15 protein-coding genes are annotated in these 18,468 nt (G+C 46.1%); 5 read left to right on the top strand and 10 right to left on the bottom strand.

The window, feature by feature from the left end; translation table 11 throughout:
- Nucleotides 1-106 precede the first annotated feature (106 nt).
- Together AABA75_RS05095 and AABA75_RS05090 are read left to right on the top strand one after the other, a co-directional pair.
- Nucleotides 107-3,520, top strand: a complete 3,414-nt coding sequence (locus tag AABA75_RS05095; protein WP_338291455.1) for a methyl-accepting chemotaxis protein — start codon at nucleotides 107-109, stop codon at nucleotides 3,518-3,520.
- A gap of 380 nt (nucleotides 3,521-3,900) precedes the next feature.
- Nucleotides 3,901-4,851 carry an MBL fold metallo-hydrolase gene (locus AABA75_RS05090; protein ID WP_338291454.1) on the top strand — a complete coding sequence of 317 codons (951 nt, stop codon included), beginning with the start codon at nucleotides 3,901-3,903 and terminating at the stop codon, nucleotides 4,849-4,851.
- Nucleotides 4,852-4,890: 39 nt separating this feature from the next.
- Here AABA75_RS05090 and AABA75_RS05085 read toward each other — a convergent pair whose 3' ends face one another.
- Nucleotides 4,891-6,924 (bottom strand): methyl-accepting chemotaxis protein, encoded by a 2,034-nt coding sequence (locus AABA75_RS05085; protein ID WP_338291453.1) that lies wholly within the window; start codon nucleotides 6,922-6,924, stop codon nucleotides 4,891-4,893.
- Between the two features lie 132 nt (nucleotides 6,925-7,056).
- Entirely contained in the window at nucleotides 7,057-7,293 is a 237-nt protein-coding gene (locus tag AABA75_RS05080; RefSeq protein WP_338291452.1) for a DUF1289 domain-containing protein, read from the bottom strand.
- Between the two features lie 86 nt (nucleotides 7,294-7,379).
- On the opposite strand from AABA75_RS05080, the gene AABA75_RS21405 reads away from it, so the two are divergent.
- Nucleotides 7,380-7,871 carry a PH domain-containing protein gene (locus AABA75_RS21405; protein ID WP_425325564.1) on the top strand — a complete coding sequence of 164 codons (492 nt, stop codon included), beginning with the start codon at nucleotides 7,380-7,382 and terminating at the stop codon, nucleotides 7,869-7,871.
- A gap of 47 nt (nucleotides 7,872-7,918) precedes the next feature.
- Here the strand turns inward: AABA75_RS21405 and AABA75_RS05075 are convergent, their stop codons facing one another.
- Complete coding sequence (locus tag AABA75_RS05075; protein WP_338291451.1) at nucleotides 7,919-8,731, bottom strand: hypothetical protein; 813 nt, start codon at nucleotides 8,729-8,731, stop codon at nucleotides 7,919-7,921.
- Between the two features lie 259 nt (nucleotides 8,732-8,990).
- Here AABA75_RS05075 and AABA75_RS05070 point away from each other — a divergent pair, with 259 nt between their 5' ends.
- Entirely contained in the window at nucleotides 8,991-9,986 is a 996-nt protein-coding gene (locus tag AABA75_RS05070) for a serine/threonine dehydratase (protein WP_338291450.1), read from the top strand.
- Nucleotides 9,987-9,995: 9 nt separating this feature from the next.
- On the opposite strand, the gene AABA75_RS05065 is transcribed toward AABA75_RS05070, so the two are convergent.
- From AABA75_RS05065 to AABA75_RS05035, 7 genes are all read right to left on the bottom strand, one after another.
- The gene (locus AABA75_RS05065) at nucleotides 9,996-11,195 is read right to left on the bottom strand and encodes a sensor histidine kinase (RefSeq protein ID WP_338291449.1); all 1,200 of its coding nucleotides are present in this window, start codon (nucleotides 11,193-11,195) and stop codon (nucleotides 9,996-9,998) included.
- Between the two features lie 135 nt (nucleotides 11,196-11,330).
- A complete protein-coding gene (locus tag AABA75_RS05060) occupies nucleotides 11,331-12,674 on the bottom strand; it encodes a sigma-54-dependent transcriptional regulator (protein WP_338291448.1) in 1,344 nt (447 codons plus the stop codon).
- Nucleotides 12,675-12,764: 90 nt separating this feature from the next.
- Nucleotides 12,765-13,970 (bottom strand): ABC transporter permease, encoded by a 1,206-nt coding sequence (locus tag AABA75_RS05055; protein WP_338291447.1) that lies wholly within the window; start codon nucleotides 13,968-13,970, stop codon nucleotides 12,765-12,767.
- An 11-nt stretch (nucleotides 13,971-13,981) separates the two neighbouring features.
- The gene (locus AABA75_RS05050) at nucleotides 13,982-15,340 is read right to left on the bottom strand and encodes an ABC transporter permease (protein ID WP_338291446.1); all 1,359 of its coding nucleotides are present in this window, start codon (nucleotides 15,338-15,340) and stop codon (nucleotides 13,982-13,984) included.
- 9 nt (nucleotides 15,341-15,349) lie between these two features.
- Complete coding sequence (locus AABA75_RS05045) at nucleotides 15,350-16,051, bottom strand: ABC transporter ATP-binding protein (protein WP_338291445.1); 702 nt, start codon at nucleotides 16,049-16,051, stop codon at nucleotides 15,350-15,352.
- A gap of 40 nt (nucleotides 16,052-16,091) precedes the next feature.
- Nucleotides 16,092-17,366 (bottom strand): efflux RND transporter periplasmic adaptor subunit, encoded by a 1,275-nt coding sequence (locus AABA75_RS05040; protein WP_338291444.1) that lies wholly within the window; start codon nucleotides 17,364-17,366, stop codon nucleotides 16,092-16,094.
- A gap of 201 nt (nucleotides 17,367-17,567) precedes the next feature.
- Entirely contained in the window at nucleotides 17,568-17,957 is a 390-nt protein-coding gene (locus tag AABA75_RS05035) for a GNAT family N-acetyltransferase (RefSeq protein WP_338291443.1), read from the bottom strand.
- A 150-nt stretch (nucleotides 17,958-18,107) separates the two neighbouring features.
- Here AABA75_RS05035 and AABA75_RS05030 point away from each other — a divergent pair, with 150 nt between their 5' ends.
- Entirely contained in the window at nucleotides 18,108-18,458 is a 351-nt protein-coding gene (locus AABA75_RS05030) for a VOC family protein (RefSeq protein WP_338291441.1), read from the top strand.
- Nucleotides 18,459-18,468 lie beyond the last annotated feature (10 nt).

The following is an 18,468-nucleotide window of genomic DNA, read 5'->3' as shown; positions in this document are numbered from 1 at the left end:
CACAATGCCAGATTGAGAGATTCTACATAATAATGACGACACAATATTTTTAAGCTAATTTTGAGTAAGCAGTTTAATTACATAAAAAACAATAAAGAGTGCAAAGATGCTATCAAAATTTCATCCGGATTTAACCCGTGATGTTTTCCAGGATAAACATACGGCAACGCAATTTCTGAACAACATCTCCATTTCAGAAAAACTGTCTTTGCTGCTTAAAGGGCCGTCTTTGGTGATCATCGCCCTGCTGAGTGTCATGCTTTTCAGTGTATTACAATCCGTCTATCTGCAATACCATACCTACAGTGTTTTGAAAAAATCACAAGTGCTGGCCGCAATAGCACATAATTTCGCTGTCGAGCGTGGGCTGACAGCGGGCTTCTTTGGGTCAAAGGGAGCGAATGGCGGAGAAAAACTTGCGCAGCAACGCAAGGTTAATGATCAGATAGTTGACACGCTGAATAATGAACTTAATAGCATCGCTGATATATTGCCCACCGCAACCAGTATACAACTGCTGAACATGCTGCAACAACAGATGGCAAAAAGAGAGGCAATAAGAAAAAAAGTAGATGCATTGGCCAGTGACTCCGAGTTTTTTAGTTATTATTCAAAAATCAATGCTGATACGCTCGCGGTGCTCGACAGTATCAGTGTGAATTTCTCTGAAAAATCCATTCTCGCCTCCTACAAAAGTTTGTTGGCATTATTGCGTTTAAAAGAGCGGGCGGGCCAAGAGCGCGGGGCACTAAACGGGGTGTTTGCTTCGAGTCAATACAGTATGGCAAGAGGCATAGTCATCTCTGATTACATTGCGCAGCAACAACAGTTAATCAAGAATTTTGCTAACACAGCAACATCAGAGCAACTTGCCGATTATCGAAGCGCGGTGAAATCCTCAGAAGAAGCCGTTAAAGAATTACGGGACGTTTTTGTTGACAATTATCAGTTGCGCACCACAACAAACGAAATTAATGGCCTTCTATCCTCAACTGGACGTGAGGCGATTGCGTCGATTGATTTACAACAACTAAACACTGGTTCTCTCACTGAAAAACAACAAGCACATCTCAATCTGCTGGCTACTCTGCAAAAAACCAACAACGGTAATACTGAACAGTTCTCAAAAACACTAAACGCCTTAGCGAAACTGCCCGATGTCAAAGCCAATGAATGGTTCAGGCTGGCAACAGCCAGAATTTCCGCGATTAATAGTATCAAAGATAGCATCGTTTCAGATTTACAAAATAATGCGCTGATAAATATCGTTTTGGCCGTAATTAAATTATTGGCATTACTTGCACTTGGATGGGCCGCCATTCGATACAGCAAGCTACTGGGAGAATTTATTTCAAATAGCATTCAGCAACGCCTGGAAACGATTGATGACTACCTTACTCGCGTAGAAACCAGTTACAACTTTAAGGAAAGTGCTGGCCTTGATGGCAACGATGAAATCTCGCAAACCGCTAATCGCATAGAGCAACTCCTTGCTACCGTGGGTGAAGCCTTTGATGATATTGAAGTGTTCAGCCAACGCCTTTCTGAAAGCGACTTACAAAATGCGTTAATTTCGGGCAGTTATCGCGGAGATGTAAAACGTCTCACCGATCAATTACAACAATCCGTCTACAAACTGTCAGATGCGACAACTGCCATAAATCGATCTATGAAAAAGGCCAGCCAAGGAGACTTTTCTAAACACATTGACACGCCACTTAAGGGGGATTTAGAACAACTGAGAATTAACATTAATAAGATGTTGGGTGTCACGAGCAGTACGTTAAAAGACATTAACACCCAAGCAGCAAATCTGGCTGTTGGTGAATTGCAAACGCTCAATGCCGATGATTATTATGGGGATTTTCAGCTTCTGGTGGGCGCCATTAATAATGCGGTAGGCGTACTCGAACAAGTTATTGAATCGGACATCCAAAGCGTCGTAAATCAGGCTCAAAAAGGCAGCCTTGAAGCGCGAATCAATACTCAAAACAAATCGGGGGCATTTGCGGCTCTTGCTAACTCGGTGAACGAATTAGTGGCAGTATGTGAAACGGTTATCGACGATGTTAATCATACCTTGGGAGCAATGGCGAAAGGTGATTTGAACTCCCATATGGCGGATGATTATCAAGGAGATTTTGCACAGCTTAGCCACAATGCCAATAGTACTTTAATCACTATCAAAACCATTGTTGAGCAGGATATCGATCAGGTAATAGAAGCAGCTTCAAATGGCGAGATACATCAACGCATTAACAGCTCAGGTAAACAAGGTGCCTTCCTTGAACTGGCAAACAAAATCAATGCCCTTTTAACAGTTAATGAGACGGTATTTGACGACATTGACACCGCCCTTAGCGCCTTATCAAAAGGTGATTTATCTTGTGAAATTAAAACTGAGTATCAAGGTCGCTTTGCGGATATCAAAACTAAAACCAATACCACGGTTGGAACACTAAAAGAAGTTGTTGAAAAAGAGATTCAAACGGTTATTGATGCAGTGACTAAAGGCGATCTTGAACAAACATTGGACGAAAGCAAATTCTCCGGTTGTTTCGCAGCGCTAAGTCAGGGGATTAATGAAATCATTAACGTGAATAAGCGCATCCTCGAAGATCTGCGAATAATGCTCAGTCAATTAGCCGACGGTAATCTGGCTCACCGCATTGATAATCAATTTGAGGGTGTGTTCGAGCAACTTAAAAACACCAGTAACCAATCTCTAATTAAACTTTGTGAGGTGATGCAAACCGTCTCCGACGTCGCGGAATCGGTGAATGTCAGCGCGCAAGAGATCTCCCAAGCAAATGAGAGCTTAAGCGAAACAGCGGCAAATCAAGCTTCTTCTCTTGAAGAAACCTCCGCGGGTGTACAAACCGTCATTGGGGCTATCCAGGAAGATTCCAAAAGTATTTTCGAAACCCAATCCATGGTGAACCAAATAAAAGAACAAGCTATTAACAGTAATAAAATTTCCGTAAAAGCACTATCAAGTATTGAAGAAATCGCGTCTTCCAGCCAGAAAGTAAACAACATCATTGGTGTCATAGATGAAATCGCATTTCAGACCAACTTGCTGGCTTTAAATGCTGCGGTCGAAGCTGCCAGAGCGGGTGAGCACGGACGTGGCTTTGCAGTAGTTGCTACCGAAGTAAGAAATCTGGCACAACGCAGCGCCTCTTCAGCTCAAGAAATTAAAAAGCTCATCGAAGAAAGTCGCCTGGTCGTGGAAGAAGGCAGTACTCGAGTGCGACTGTCCTCAGAATCCAGCACCGAAATTGTCGAGATGATGACAAAAGTCAGTGCAAAGTTTGATGAAATTTCGTTGAGTGCATCATCACAAGCCAACAGTATGGCAGAAATTACCAGTGCTATTCGAGAGGTCGATGATGGTGTCCAGCAAAACTCATCTGTGGTTGAAGAGGTTTCTGCCACCAGTAAAGAGCTAGCAAGCGAAGCGGAGTCGCTTAATAAAACCATTAGTTTCTTCAATTACAGAAATATGGCAGCCAGCTGACAGTGTAGCGACACTCAGTGCGGTGATAACTAAAACACAGTGGCAAAGGCGTTGATGCGCTTGCAGCAAAGGTCATGTCACGAGATATAAAAGAGTATGAGCAATCGGGCTTTCCTGGCTACCGGGGCAAGCTCTTTGAACTATAGATTTTTAAGACTTTTTGTTTACTAATCTCGTCCCTCCTTGGCGGCAAACAGAAACAGTAGATCAGTTCCAGCTGACAATATAGCATTAAAAAGCGCCGTACTCAGACTTCAACATCGCCCTAAAAACCGTTGCTCACCTTCCTGAATCGCAACTCCACCTCAAAGCAATTGCGCTTTTTTACTCCCCAGATATAACACTGCAAATTCAATTTATACACTCAAAAAGGATTTACTTTGAAACAAGTTAGTCTCGTCATCATCAGTTTACTTACATATCTTGTTTTTCTGCCTGTTAAGGCGAAAGACTCAGTTCAACCCCTATCCGTAAAGAAGGTGAGCGATAGCGTATATAGCATTATCTCGCCTTACTATGGCCTTCCCACCCCGCAAAACAAAGGGTGGAATTCCAATAGCCACTTTGTTGTGACTGACGAAGGTGTTCTGGTGATTGACTCCGGCTCATCAGAAGCAATCGGAAGGCAAATTATCGCAACCGTAAAAACCGTCACCCACCAGCCCATTCGTTGGTTAGTAAATTCACATAGTCACGCGGATCATTGGTTGGGCAATGGCGCATTTAAAACGCTGAATGTCGAAATAATTGCCACTGAATCCAGCGCTATACAGATGCAAGCGGATGCCTCCTTTGTGGTGGAGGCGTTTAACCGTTTGACTGAAGGGCAAACTGGCAACAGTGCTATCGTTATTCCCGAACAACAATTACAGGCTCAACAAAGTCGCACATTGGGAAGCCTGACAATAGAGTTTCTCATGGCCAATGACGGTCATTCCCCGGGAGATATTTTAATCTGGCTGCCCCAAGAGAAAGTGATTATTGGTGGCGATGTATTGAGTTCAGATTGGCTTCCCATAATGACCCATCACGGTGACTTGGCAGGCCTGATCAGCTCTCTTGACTCAGTATTGCAACTACAACCGAGTGTGGTTTTAACCGGCCATGGTGCTGTGACCGACGCAAGTAGTATTGTGCGAGACTCCCGCTTTTTAACCGCTGCACTTGCTCATATAAAGCAAGGATTCGAACACAAAACGCCGTTACCCGAGATAACGGCCTCGTTTGAGCAAAGCTTTGGGCCTACCTATAAATCACAATACAAGGATTTTGAGAAGAATTGTGCTTACCTGGTTGAGACGATATACAAATCTCTAGACGCAATGTCCTGACTTCTGAAGAGGGCTTGATTCAATCAAATAATTCAAGCCCTATTTCATCTTGCCGTACTTCCACTCACTCGGTACGATAAAACGTTCTTTTTGGTCAAAACGATAGAGGCTGATCAAATCTAATAGGTCACCTGTAACTTCGGAAAGTTTGGACGCGGCGTTACTGATTTCTTTTGTGCCATCCAGGTTTTCCCGCGACATCTTGTCGATGTACAACACATTCTCGGCAACATCTCGCGTCACCAAGGCCTGTTGTTTGGCCGTATCGTTAATGGCTGCGGCTTTCTCATCCACAGTTTGCACACTGGAGAAGATAGCTTGCAGTAGCTCCTCAATACTCTTAACACTAGCAACGGCGTGTTCGGTTTGTTTTTTGCCTTCGGCAATTTTTTGTGTGGCTTCCTGTGAGTCGGTTTGCAGCGTTCCGATAATTCCGGAAATTTGCTCGGTCGCTTCCTGGACCCGTTTTGCCAGATTACGCACTTCATCGGCTACCACAGCAAAACCCCGCCCCTGCTCACCAGCCCTTGCCGCTTCAATGGCTGCATTCAGTGCCAATAAGTTGGTTTGCTCCGCCACCGACTGGATAACATCCACGAAGCTGGCAATATTAACCACGCCTGTATTCAGCGTCTGAATACTATCGTTGAGTTCATTCACTTCAGTGGCAACAACATCAATGGTTTCCACAACATTATGGATAGAGCCACGTCCCTCGTCGCAGCGTTCGGCGGCGTGATTCACTGACGATACTGCATCATCAATACTGGCACTGACATCATTGATACTGGCAGACAGCTCCTCCACCGCGGAAGAAACGGAGGTGGTTTCTCGGCGTTGGTTTTCAATATTGTCATCACTTTGCACCACAGCCACAACGGTGTCGTGGGTACTGGACATGGCCTCATAGGCAATAGATGCAATCTTCGAGAAATCCCCGGCCACTTTTTCCAACATGTGATTTACCGCAGCAGCCGAACGCCCTAAGGAGTCTTCAGAAAGGATTTCAATACGTTTTGTCAGATCATTGGTTTCTTCGATATCCAACAAGGTGCGAGAAATTTTGCTGGCTTGCAAGCGCATGCCACGCACGGTCTGGAACATCAGCCAGGTGAACGCAATCACAACAGTCATAATTATCAGGTTTATCAGCAATTGAGCGATTGCACCGGCAGCGATGCCGTCCATAAAATCATTCATATCATCCATTGCGGCCACTTCCAATTGTCTCAATTCACCAAGGCGTTTTGTAGATAAGGCGAACCACGCCTCAGGTGTCATTGTAAACTGCCCGTTTTTCGCTTCGGATATGATGCGGCTTCTGGCAGATTCAACTTCGCGGTTGGCACCGCCTGATTCAAAGCGTTCAAAGCGTTCTACCAAGGCCGGTAAGGCTAAACTTTTGGCGGAGTCAGCATAGGCTTTTTCAGCCGAAATAAGGCTGTAGACTCGCTCTTTATTGGCGTCGTTAAAGCTCTTACTAGCAAGAATGTTACTAAAGACCGCTCGTTGAATACCGCCGCGCTCTTTTACCTGGGCAAAGGTAAAAGAGGCAATAACGTCCTGAATAATGTGTTTGTCGTCAATGTATTCCAGCAGCTCAACGGGCTCATGGATTAGGCGTGTGATTTGTCCGGTGTAAAAACCCAACGCCTCACCAAGAGCCACATTTAAACCATCCACTCGACCTCGCAAATTATTAAGACCGTTCAATTCACGGATGATACTGTTGGCCGTTTGCATGACCTCAGCTTCAAGCTCAGATCCTTCACCATTTTGCACAAAGTTTTTAAAATCGTTGAAACGCTGATTGGTAAGGTCTCTCTGGCTGCGCAGCTCTGACCGGAAATTTTGTCCGCCAGAGCCTAAAAAGCCCGCCGTCATTCCCCTTTCTTTTTGTAATTCATGCACCAGGTCCATGGAAACCCGCACATAGTGAACCAACTTTTGTGACTGTGAAGCTTGAGAATAATCACTCCAATTCACCGTTAAACCTATCAAGGTAGCGATAAGGATAATGATTGAAGGAACGAGAATAAGTTGATTTAAGTAGCGGGAAATAAACTTTGTCATACAAACCGTTATGTTGATTGCAAACACCAATGTATCACTTTGGCAGTTATTGCTGCAACAAGCAAAGTATAATGCAAAAATTCAAACTAAAGTATGAGTGAGTTTGCCTTACAAGGCTTGTATCAAAAGGCCTCAGTAGCGAAAGCGCTGATTCGCAGGCATTCTGCCCTGGCGTTTTTCTTCCTCAAGTCTGGCTTTAATTTCAGGCTTAACTCTTTCCACAATTGTGGCTTTTTGTTCGTTACTCATAAATCGCCAGTTATTGATTTCATCACGCTCGCGGAAGCACCCAATACATACATCGTCTTCATTAAAACGACAGACAGCCTGACAAGGATCAATCGGTCTGTTGATAGGCTTTTTCACCACACTCGTTACCTCTAAATTGCAAAGTACAAGCATACCAGCTTTTTCATCGTTCGACTTCAGGCCCCCACAGAGCCGGCCAAAATGGTATGATTTTTACTCATTCATTAACAGGAAGGAGTTCTATTGTGAAAGGATTAAATTATTCAAATTCGAAATGGCGCTCAAGGATAGATTGGTGGTTTATGGCTGCACTACTTTTTTTAGTGCCGATGATCTTGCTGATAGGTATGTTAGTGAAAAATCAGACGGCAAGCTTGCAGCCCTCCGACATTTTTACCTTTTCCGCCATTCTGGTGCTAACGTTTTGCGTCTTGTGGTTTCTGGTATGGCCCTGTGAATACACGTTACATCCGGACCATCTGGAAATTAGATGCGGTAAGTTAATACACCAAAAAATCTATTACAAAGACATCAAGGATATTAAACGCAGCCTGAGCCCTTTGTCCTCTCCTGCGCTCTCTTTTCGGCGCATCAAAATAAGCTACGCCAAATCGTTCATTTTAATTTCACCTGAGCGGAGGGACTTGTTTATCAGGGAATTGAAAAAGCGTTGTAACAATTTCAGAAAGCCGGCGTAATACCGGCCCAATGCGAAAAGAGAAGGTGCTGGAAGATTCGTTGCGGTTTAGCCTGCTGGCGTGCCGGTTTGAGTGGAAGCAGGTGTGCCACCGGTATTCACTGGCTGTGGTTGGGTTCTGCTGGCAGAAGTTTGGCTCTTGATATTGGACACCTCTTGCTTAAGAGATTCCAGCTCGTCGATTCGCTCAATTAACGCTTCGATACGCAGCGCCACCGTCGCCACCTGGTCGCCCATATCGCGGATTTGTTGTTCCGATGCAGCCCGTTGCTTCACTACGGCTTCCAACGAGCTATTTATTTCTTGCGCTTTGGCCAATTGTTGATTTACCTGCTCCTGAATGACGGCCATATTAGTATTTGAGTCACTAATATCAGATTGCATAGCGGTTAAAGTACTTTTTTGCGTCCTGAACTCGTTATTGGTCTGGGTTTGCAGTTCTTTGATCTCAGTCTGATTACGACGCCACGCAGAAGCCCAAAGCTTATCCATTTCCTGCCACAAGACATCGGTTTTATCTTTCAATTCATTTACCTGCACACGCAAGGCTACAGCTGACTGATCGAGTTCTTCGCCGGTAGCAGAGATTTTGCGCTCCAATTCGTAGATTCGCTCACCCGCATCAGTAAGTTGTTTAACGGTTTTCTGCTGCTCGGTGTACAACCAATAGCTGGCTCCATATCCACCGAGTGCCACCAGCAACACCAGAAATATCAGTCCGCCCGATGATTTAGCGGGTGGAGCGGCTTCTGGCGGTGGTTCAGGTTTAGTTTTCTGGGCAGCGCGAGTGCGCTGAAATGAATCCCTGTCTTCTTTTTCCAGAACAATTCTGGGGACATTATCAAATTTATCTGTCGACATACCTTCTCTCGACAAGCCTTAAATGGCTGCTCTCTGACTGGAACATTGAAACATAATGTAGAGCATGTAGCTCACGTTTAATTGCTACCATCTTAACGTTTATCAACAACAGTTACCATGCTCAGTTGTGCTCAATTGCGACAAATTGTGGCGACAATAAGGCGAGCTGTATCAAACTGTGTTTTAGCGCTGTCTGTTTTAGGCGAATATGAAAAGCTATGGTAGATTTTTGCCTGTTTTTACCAACCAAGGAAGCAGAGTGCTGGATCACCAAGCGATAATCGATGCCTACACCAGAATTAAAGATAAGGTGCACCAACCCCCTATCATGGAGTCCACGCTACTCAATGAATGGCTTGGTCACCGTATTTTATTTAAACCTGAATGCCTGCAAAAGACCGGGGCCTTTAAGTTTCGCGGTGCAACCAATGTATTAGCCAGATTACAACAAGAAAACGCCCTCCCTGAGCGCATCGTGGCCAATAGTTCTGGTAACCACGCACAAGCCATTGCATACGCCGCGGCGACCTTCAATATCCCCGCGACCATTTACACCATAAACTCGGTATCGAAGGTGAAAGCCGCTGCTACTGAGTCTTACGGCGCAAAAGTCATTAAATTCGAAACTCGAGTAGAGGCCGATGCTGCTGTAAAAGCTGCTGCCGAACAAAAAGGCACCTTGTGGATCCCACCTTTTGATCATCCCGATATTATTGCCGGACAAGGTACCGCCTGCTACGAAGCCTTACATCAGGTGGAAGACAGGGTTAACGCGGTATTTGCCCCTTGTGGCGGTGGCGGTTTGCTCTCAGGCACCTTATTAGCAGCAAAAGGCTATTGTGAAGACATTCAGGTCATTGGCGCCGAACCGTTGAATGCCAATGACGCAGCACGCTCATTGCGCTCAGGTAAAATTGAATCACTGGACGGCCCACCTGTCACCCTGGCAGATGGCGCAGCCACACCTGCGGTTGGCCAACACACCTTTCCACTATTGCAGAAAACCGACGCTTTTTACGAAGTAGAAGAAAATAGAATTGCCTATTGGACCCAATGGTTGCAGCATTTGTTGAAGCTACACATTGAGCCCACCTGTGCCATGACCATGGAGGCGGTTGTCAACTGGCTTAAGGAGAGTAAACCGAGCCAAGTGCAAACCTGCCTGGTGATTTTGTCGGGAGGCAATATTGATCAGCAAAAAATGGCACAAGTATGGCGCGAGGATCATCTCCATCAGTCACCAACACTGAATTAACAGGCCGTATTAGTGTGCCAGTGAAAACTCAAAACTGACACAAAGCCCACCGTGATCGCGGTTGTACAGGCGCAATTTACCGCCGTGAGCCGCGACTATCTCATTACACAGCGCTAAACCTATGCCTGAGCCATGCTCCTTGGTGGTGTAAAAGGGTAATAGCGCTTGCTGCAGCTGCTCAGGTGAGAGTCCAGTGCCTCGATCAAACACCAAAAAGACCAAACGATTGGCTTGCTGTGAGAGGTTAAAACCAATGTCACTCTCTGGTGAGCCTGACTCCCTGGCATTTTTCACCAGATTAATTAGAACCTGCTCGATTTGCGCCGGGTCAAAGTATCCATGGGTATTCAATACATCCAGATGACAGTTAACTGCCAGCAATGTTTTGAGCTGCTCAAAAAAACTCAGTAATTCCACACTTTGCAATTGCGGTGGCGGCATTTTAGCAAATTCAGCGTATTGTTTAATAAAGCCACTGAGATGTTGGCTGCGCCGATCAATGGTTTCCAGAACGTCATTGAGCAGGTGCAAATGCTCGGGCTCTGCGACAATGCGCCGGGCAGAACGCGTCAGTGATGAGATAGGCGCTAACGAGTTATTCAACTCATGACTTATCATGCGGATCACTGTCTTCCACAACTCAATTTCTTTTCGCCCCATCTCCTGACTGAGATTCTTAAAAAGATACAGGGTGTGGTTTTGGCCATTGAGCATAAACCGCTGGAAATTGACATTAAACACCAGCGTTTGATCGTCCACCATGTAGGTGACCAGGCCATCTTGCTCGCGTTGCACTGCTTGTTGTAATGCTTCTGGCAACTGAGCCAGCAACTCACTAATGGCAAAACCTTCCAGCGATTTTTGCATCTGCAATAACTGCTTTGCCGCGAGATTGCTATACACCACCCGTTGTCGGTTGTCTGCCAATAACATGGCCACTGGGGTTGATTGGATAACACTGTCTAACAACAATTCTCGTTGAAAAATATTCATGCGCTCAGAGCGCAAAATGCCCGCCATTTGATTGTAAAGATGGGCGATTTTATCAATTTCACTGTAACCATTTTTATGTATTGTCAGGCTAAAGTCTTCTTCCTGAAAAGCGCTGACCCCATCCTGTACTGAGCTCAATACGCCCGTCAGCGGATGCAAAGCCTGCTTGAGAACCACGGCCAGCACGAGCAACGCTATCAAAGTTACAGCAACCATCCACAACTCTGAATGTGTTGTAGCTGTGCTAATGTAAAGTACACTCGTTCCGTACAGCACCAATAGCACAGCAAATTGTAAAAACAGATGCCGGTAAAAAGACTTTTTATTGGAACCTTGACTGAAAACCATAGATTATGCGTCGATTCCGAACTTTTTCATGCGCCGGTATAGCGCCGAGCGCCCCAGCCCCAACAAGCGCGCAGCATCAGCGATAACCCCGCCCGATTCTTCAATCGCCCGACGGATATCGTCGGCATTTAATTCATCGTCTTGGCGAGGTTGGATAACATCTTCAAGCTTGATATCCAGTCCAAGATCAGAAATCTGGATCACCTTATCCTGGCACAATAGCGCCGCCCGGCGCATAACGTTTTTTAACTCCCTGACATTGCCGGGCCAGGCATACTGTTTTAGTGCCGCCTGGGCATCAGCAGAAAGCTGTGCTTTATCCTCTAAAAAGCGTTTTGCCAACGGCAGAATATCTGATTTTCTTTGCTGTAGTGGTGGCAAGTTGAGTTCGATAACATTAAGCCGATAATACAAATCCTCGCGGAATGTGCCTTGCGTTATTGCCGCAGGTAAATCGCTATTGGTGGCGCTGATAATGCGCACATTCACCTTAATGTCCTCATTGCCACCTAATCGCTGGAACTCCCCGGTTTCCAGCACCCGCAATAACTTAATTTGGCCATCCATGGTCAGGTTTCCTATTTCATCCAGAAACAAAGTACCGCCATCTGCCAGCTCAAAGCGTCCCTTGCGGCGCTCGTTGATACCGGTATAAGCACCTGCTTCCGCGCCAAATAATTCTGCCGCCATCAATTCAGGCGTTAATGCACCAACATTCACTTTCACAAAAGGTCCGTTTTTGTAAGGGGAGTTTGCCTGTAGAATTTCAGCAATTTTCTCCTTACCTGCGCCATTGGGCCCTGTCACCAGAACGGATACATCGGAGTTGGCTACCTGCGTGGTGATTTTGAGCAACTGCGCCATCGCATCGCTCTGATAACAAATACTACAAAGATCGAACTTGCCGTGTAAGGCTTCACGCTGGTTTAAGCGTTCAACGGCACTTTGTTTTTGCACCTGCTGCAATTGCGACAGTTCCAGCAGGTTATTAATAGTAGTGAGCAGCTTGTCATCATCCCAGGGTTTACTCAGGTAATCACTGGCACCGGATTTAACCAGTTGCACCGCCGTTTCTAAACTCGTCCAGGCGGTAATAAGAATAATGGGCAGGTCGGCGAAATTTTCGCGTATTTGCTGAAACAGGATAATCCCCTCTTCACCACAAGTGTGGTTTTTGGTGAAGTTCATGTCCTGGATCACCAAATCAAAATGACTTGTTTGCAGTGCCTGCAATCCCGCTTCAGGTGTCGCGGCATGTTGAGTTTCAATTTGATTAAGGTGCAATAAAACTCGGATGGCCTGAGCAACATCGGCATTGTCATCTATGACTAATACTTTGGCTTGCATTGATACTCCTTAATTAACCTGTTGCCCGGATTCACGTTGGCGGCCAGATTATACATTCTGGCCGCTAAAACACTCATTCAAACAATACTGTCACGCGCCACGGGTCACGATAGCAGGCGGCACTCTAACGGCTCTTCGGCCCGGTATCCATACCGCCACAATATTAATGGCCCACAATAATAAAGCGATGCCCAACAACAACACCACATCTAAGATATTTTGTCGCTCAATCACGGATAACTCAAAACTGAACACCAGGGTGACTATGGTCCCTACAAAAAGCCCAAACAGGGTGATAATACTATTTTCCGTCAAAATGTACGCCATGATGTCGCTTTTTCTGGCACCCAGTGCCCGCCTCGTGCCAATCTGCTTACGTCGTTGATTGACCTGAAAAGAGGTAAACCCGGCAATACCAAAGGAAGTGATCAAAACCAATACCAGACTGATCACCAAAAAGGTTAAGGCCCGACTGCCACGTCCGTCATACATGCGTTTTTGAATACGGGAAAGTACTTCATATTGTGCCAAATAGCGTCCCTGATCGCGATAAAACACGGTGGCAATATCCTCCAATTGCTGCGCTGCGCTGCCCGACTCCATGCGGATCAGATAGTGGGGCTCGGCACCAAACTGCCACACCGAGCGCGCTATAATCATGGTTTGATAAGACTTGCCGAAATAATTTAAAGTTTCCCCGTTCATGAAATCACTATAAATGCCAACGATTTTCACCGGGTCTCGACCTTTATTTAACCACAGGGTTTTGTCCAGCGCATTGTCATCGGGAAACAGCGCCGATGCCATCGACTCACTCACCATCACTACACCCGCAGGCGTGTTGGCCTCAGTCACCACATCTGAAAAGGTAAACGCACGACCGGCGACCAGGTTCAAATCAAGCACCGCCATTAATTGTTCATCAGCACTAAAAATATTGGTCTGATATGCTTGGGCTTCTTCGTTAGTATCAAGAAAAACCTCTCGAACATCTTCAGCGGCAAAGGGGACCTGATCAGAAGGGGTCACAGCCACAACACCGGGCACGGTTTTTAGTCGCTCAAGATCATCTATAACCGCAGCGGCAACATTGACGCTGTCGTCATAAAAACGCGGCGTGACGCGAATGATGTCATTGTGGGGGATACCCGAGGGAAGATTCCACTCTTTCAGCGTGGTCGCCGCCAGAAATACCGACACACTGAGTACCGCCATGGTAAAGGCAATCTGCAATACCATGATAAACGCCATGAACTTATTGTGTTTCAGGCTCAATAAAATCGCTTTGATCTCCATGTCATTCGCTCCTATTCTGCTTTAAGTTGAGTAGCTGGAGAAATATTACAAACTCGCCAAATGGGATACATGCTGACCACCAATGCACACACAATGCTGGTAAAGAACGCTTCGCCGATTAGCAACCAATTGAGCTGATACTGGTGCGCGATACTCTCAGCGGTCACCGTATAATCCACGGCATAAAGACGGATATTTAGCATGCCCCAAAGACCGACTTTTGAGAGCAATATGCCCAGCATACCGCCCATCGCCCCGAGTAAACTCACCTCCAATACATATTGATAAATAATGGTGGATTTTCTGGCACCCAGCGCCCTGCGCAAACTCACTTCACGGCTGCGACGAATAAATTTAGCCAACAAAATGCTCACAGCATTGAGCAGACATACTGCAAAAAACAGCAGCGAAATCATTTTCAAGGTATTGATGTAACCGTTGCGACTGCCGTGATAATTGACCTGGTGCTGAAGATCTGTCACATAATATTGTGGCTCTCTGGGAAAGCGCCCCAGCTCTTTTTGAGCAGCGATATAATTGCCCACTTGAGCGCGATATGCCTCGACACTGCGGTCGGGAATTTCTGCCCAAAGACTCACCCAGGTACATTCTGAACTAAGCAATTGCTGCAGATTTTGAGTGCGAAATTGACCCGCTTGTTGTGCCTCAGTAGACCAACAATTAAAATTGGCGTTACGCGGTAGATCATTGTCTAGCGCGAACTGAAACGGGACAAAAAACTCGTGCAAATAGCCCGGCATAAAACTGCGGTCATAAAAGCGTCGGGTAATGGTCCAGTCCGCCATCACACCTACAACCTTGAGGTTCAAGGTATTTATCCGCAGTATTTTGCCAACACTGTTTTCGCCGCCAAATAACCTGTCGTTCATGGCTCGGCTTAAAACAATAACGGCAGCGCTATTGCGATCCTCTGATGGACTCCAGCCACTGCCAAACAAAAACGGCGTCTCAAACATAGTGAAGAACTGGCTATCTGTTGCCAGAATTTCGGAGCGAATGGCAGGCACGCGGTTATCTTCAACATTAATCACGCCATTGCTGTTCCAGTTAATTGAGGAAGTCACTCCGTCTAGCTGCCACTGGCGAAGATTCATGGCGTCTTTATAGGTGCTGTTCACCATCCGCATCTGCTCGGTAATAAGCTCTGCCGCCAGCTCGCGATTGTCCATTTGTACCGAAAAAAGATTCATACTTTTATGGGCGACGGGCACGCTGCTACTGTGATACGCCATGGTTTGCACCGTGGTATACAGGCTAAGCCCTATGGCGATAGTCAATATGACTAAAAAGGTTAATCCTGGTCGCTGTTGTAAGCTTGCCAGTGCCAGCGTTAAGTTATATCTGAACATCCAACTCTCCTAGGCACTTTTGACGACTTCATCGGTAACACTGTATTCAATGTCGCTAACCTGACCGTCGAATATTTGGATATTTCGATGGGCGCGTCTGGCCAGTTTATCGTCGTGGGTTACCATGATAATAGTGGTGCCGCTTTGATTTATTTTCTCCAGAAGCTCCATCACTTGTTGTGCCATCAATGAGTCCAGATTTCCGGTGGGCTCATCGGCAAGCAAAAACTTTGGCTCTCCCGCAATGGCTCGGGCAATCGCCACCCTTTGTTGTTGGCCACCCGATAACTGGGTGGGAAGATGCTTAGCTCTTGATGCCAACCCGACGGTTTCCAGCGCTTGTTCAACCCGTTGTTTTCTGTCTGCTTGGGCTAACCCGCGGTAACGCAGCGGAATTTCAATATTCTGATAAAGGGGCAAGTCAGGTAATAAATTAAAGCTTTGAAAAATAAAGCCTATTTTCTCGTTACGCAGATCGGATAACTGGTTGTCAGACATGCCCTGCACGTTTTGACCATCCAGGTAATAGTTGCCCTCTTCAAAGGTTTCCAGTAAACCGGTTATGTTTAAAAACGTGGTTTTTCCCGAGCCTGACGGGCCAGTTATCGCCACAAATTCCCCTGCTTTGATATGCAAGTCAACCTTGCGCAATGCATGAGTTTCTATGAGGTCGGTACGGTATATCTTGCTGACATTTTCCATTTTTAACATGATGCTTCCTCGTAATAATAGGTGTCTTCTAGCTTGCCAACTAATTAATCAAATAAAGCTGGCTCTGCTCTCTGAACTGACTGATATTGGAAATGATGATGGTGTCGCCCTCTTGCAAACCAGATAACACTTCCACTTCGGTGATACTGCGCGCGCCAAACTGCACGCTTTGTCGGTGGGCGTTATCCTGCTCCACCCGATAGGCTATTCGGCTGCCGCCGGACTCTAAAAACTCGCCGCGCTGGATTTTGAGAACATTGTGTTTGGACTCGATCAGAATACGGGCATTGACTCGCTGATTTTGTCGCAACTGCTGAGCGGCTTGTTCATTAAAACGAATACGCCCTTCCACTTGCCCATTGCTCACTTCTGGGGATATGGCCACAAGCTGTCCGGCCAACTCCACGCCGTTTACGTTGATCATGGCTGCCAGTCCTACTCCCATGTCGTCGGCAAAGTTTTCCGGGATAGCGGCTTCAATCTCCAGGACACTTAAATCCACCACGGTGATCAACGCGCTATTGGCCGAGACATTGTCTTTTTCTCGCACATAGACACTACCAATCACGCCACCGGTAGGTGCCTTCAAAGTCAATTGCGCAATCTGGCGATGCAGCTCGTGCACCACATGTTGTTGCCGCGCCAATTGCGATTGCATGCCCCGGAGCTCCAGCGCCATGTTTTCTTCCTGGATTGCATAGTTTTCTGTGGCGTGTTTGTGTACCAGAGAAGCGCGTTTAAACTCTGCGGTTTTCTGCTCAAATTCCCGTTGACTGATCAATGAGTCGGCAACACTGATCTCGGCTCGCTGTTTTTCCACTTGTGCCGACTCTAACTCCACTTCCGCAACTTCTATGGCCTGACGGTTATTGAGTCTGGCACTTTTAATCTGAATGTCCTGACGCCCCACTTGCAGCTTTAACTGTTCAAGGGTAGCCAGTTCCTGCGCCAGCTGATTTTTTAGTTCCGGACTCTCCACTACTGCCAATACCTGTTCAGCGTCTACTGTATCCCCCGCTTTAACATGCAGGGATACAATGCCCCCGGAGTTGGCGTACAAAGTGGGGCTATTGGCGGCAACAACCCTTCCCTGCACCGCAATATCGCGCAGCAAGTCGCCTCTTGTCACCTGGGCAAAGCGCAATCGTTCGGTATCAATTGACATATCTGAGGCAAATAGTCGATTAAACTTCAACATACTTGCCGTCAAAGCCACCAGCACGGCTAACATTAACAGGGCGATGATGGCATATTTACGTTTTGGCGAAACGCTGGTTTCTAATACTGTATCTTGACCGGAAGTATCTCTTAACATCCAGGAAGTCCTTGATTTTTCAGCACTGACCATGCAGCGCAAAGGTTGCTTTATGTCAATAAAGCAAAAACAAGGCCAAATAATAAGCCATTGATTTTATTTAACTTTTTAAATCACATTAAATGTTCGAACACTTGCGGTGTTCGCTAAAGTGGTCGCGCGAACAGGGTTAAAACAGTTGTAGTTGATAGAAGAAGCTGCTTACCGGGTTGGGATATGTAGCGTTTCTGCCGTCATATACAAACAATCGGTTAGACCACCGGGTTTCTCTTGTGGATAGGCGGCAAATTCGAAGCCGCAATTTTGATATGTTTGAATGGCAGGTTTATTGTCAGATAGCACAAAAAGCGAATAGCCGTTGGCGGTCTGCACATTGGTGGCTTGTTGCGCCAGCAGGGATAGCAACTGATAGGCAAGGCGTTTACCTCTGTGCTTCGGAGATACTGCTAAACGCCCAAAGTGGTGGCGGCCAAGGCGCACATAAAACTGGCCAAATGCCAGTACTTCATCCCCTTCACATAATACATAGCTGGCCAGTTCTGATAGTTTAATTTGCTGGGCGAATTCATCGCTACTGACATCAAACTTCAAACCGGGACCTCCCCAAGTTAGCAGTTCTGTTTCGTTGCTAAACCAGGATTGCAATACAGATATATGAGAGAGAGTGGCTTTTTGAGATTGATAGCTTTGCAGTTATGTATGCCTTAAACTGGTTAAAAAATTTTAGCAGGTAAGTAACCTATGGACCGACACCATAATATCAACTACATCGAAATTCCCACCCAAAACATTGCTGCCAGTAAAACTTTTTTTAAAGAGGTATTCGGCTGGGAGTTTATTGAGTACGGTGAGGGATACTCTAGTTTCACTGCCCGTGGTATTGATGGTGGCTTTTTCGCTTCCGAGCAATGTGTTTCAACCGCCACAGGAAGCCCTTTATTGGTGCTGTATAGTGAAGACCTGGAAAATACCCAAGCTATTGTCGAACAGGCCGGTGGCACAGTGATTAAAGCAATTTTCTCTTTTCCCGGTGGCCGACGTTTTCATTTCACTGACACCGCAGGTAATGAATACGCGGTGTGGTCTGAATAATTTTAACAGT

This window comes from Planctobacterium marinum, assembly GCF_036322805.1.
Lineage (GTDB): Bacteria > Pseudomonadota > Gammaproteobacteria > Enterobacterales > Alteromonadaceae > Planctobacterium > Planctobacterium marinum_A.
Note: the sequence above shows the minus strand (reverse complement) of the source record. Positions and strands in the feature narration are given on the sequence as shown.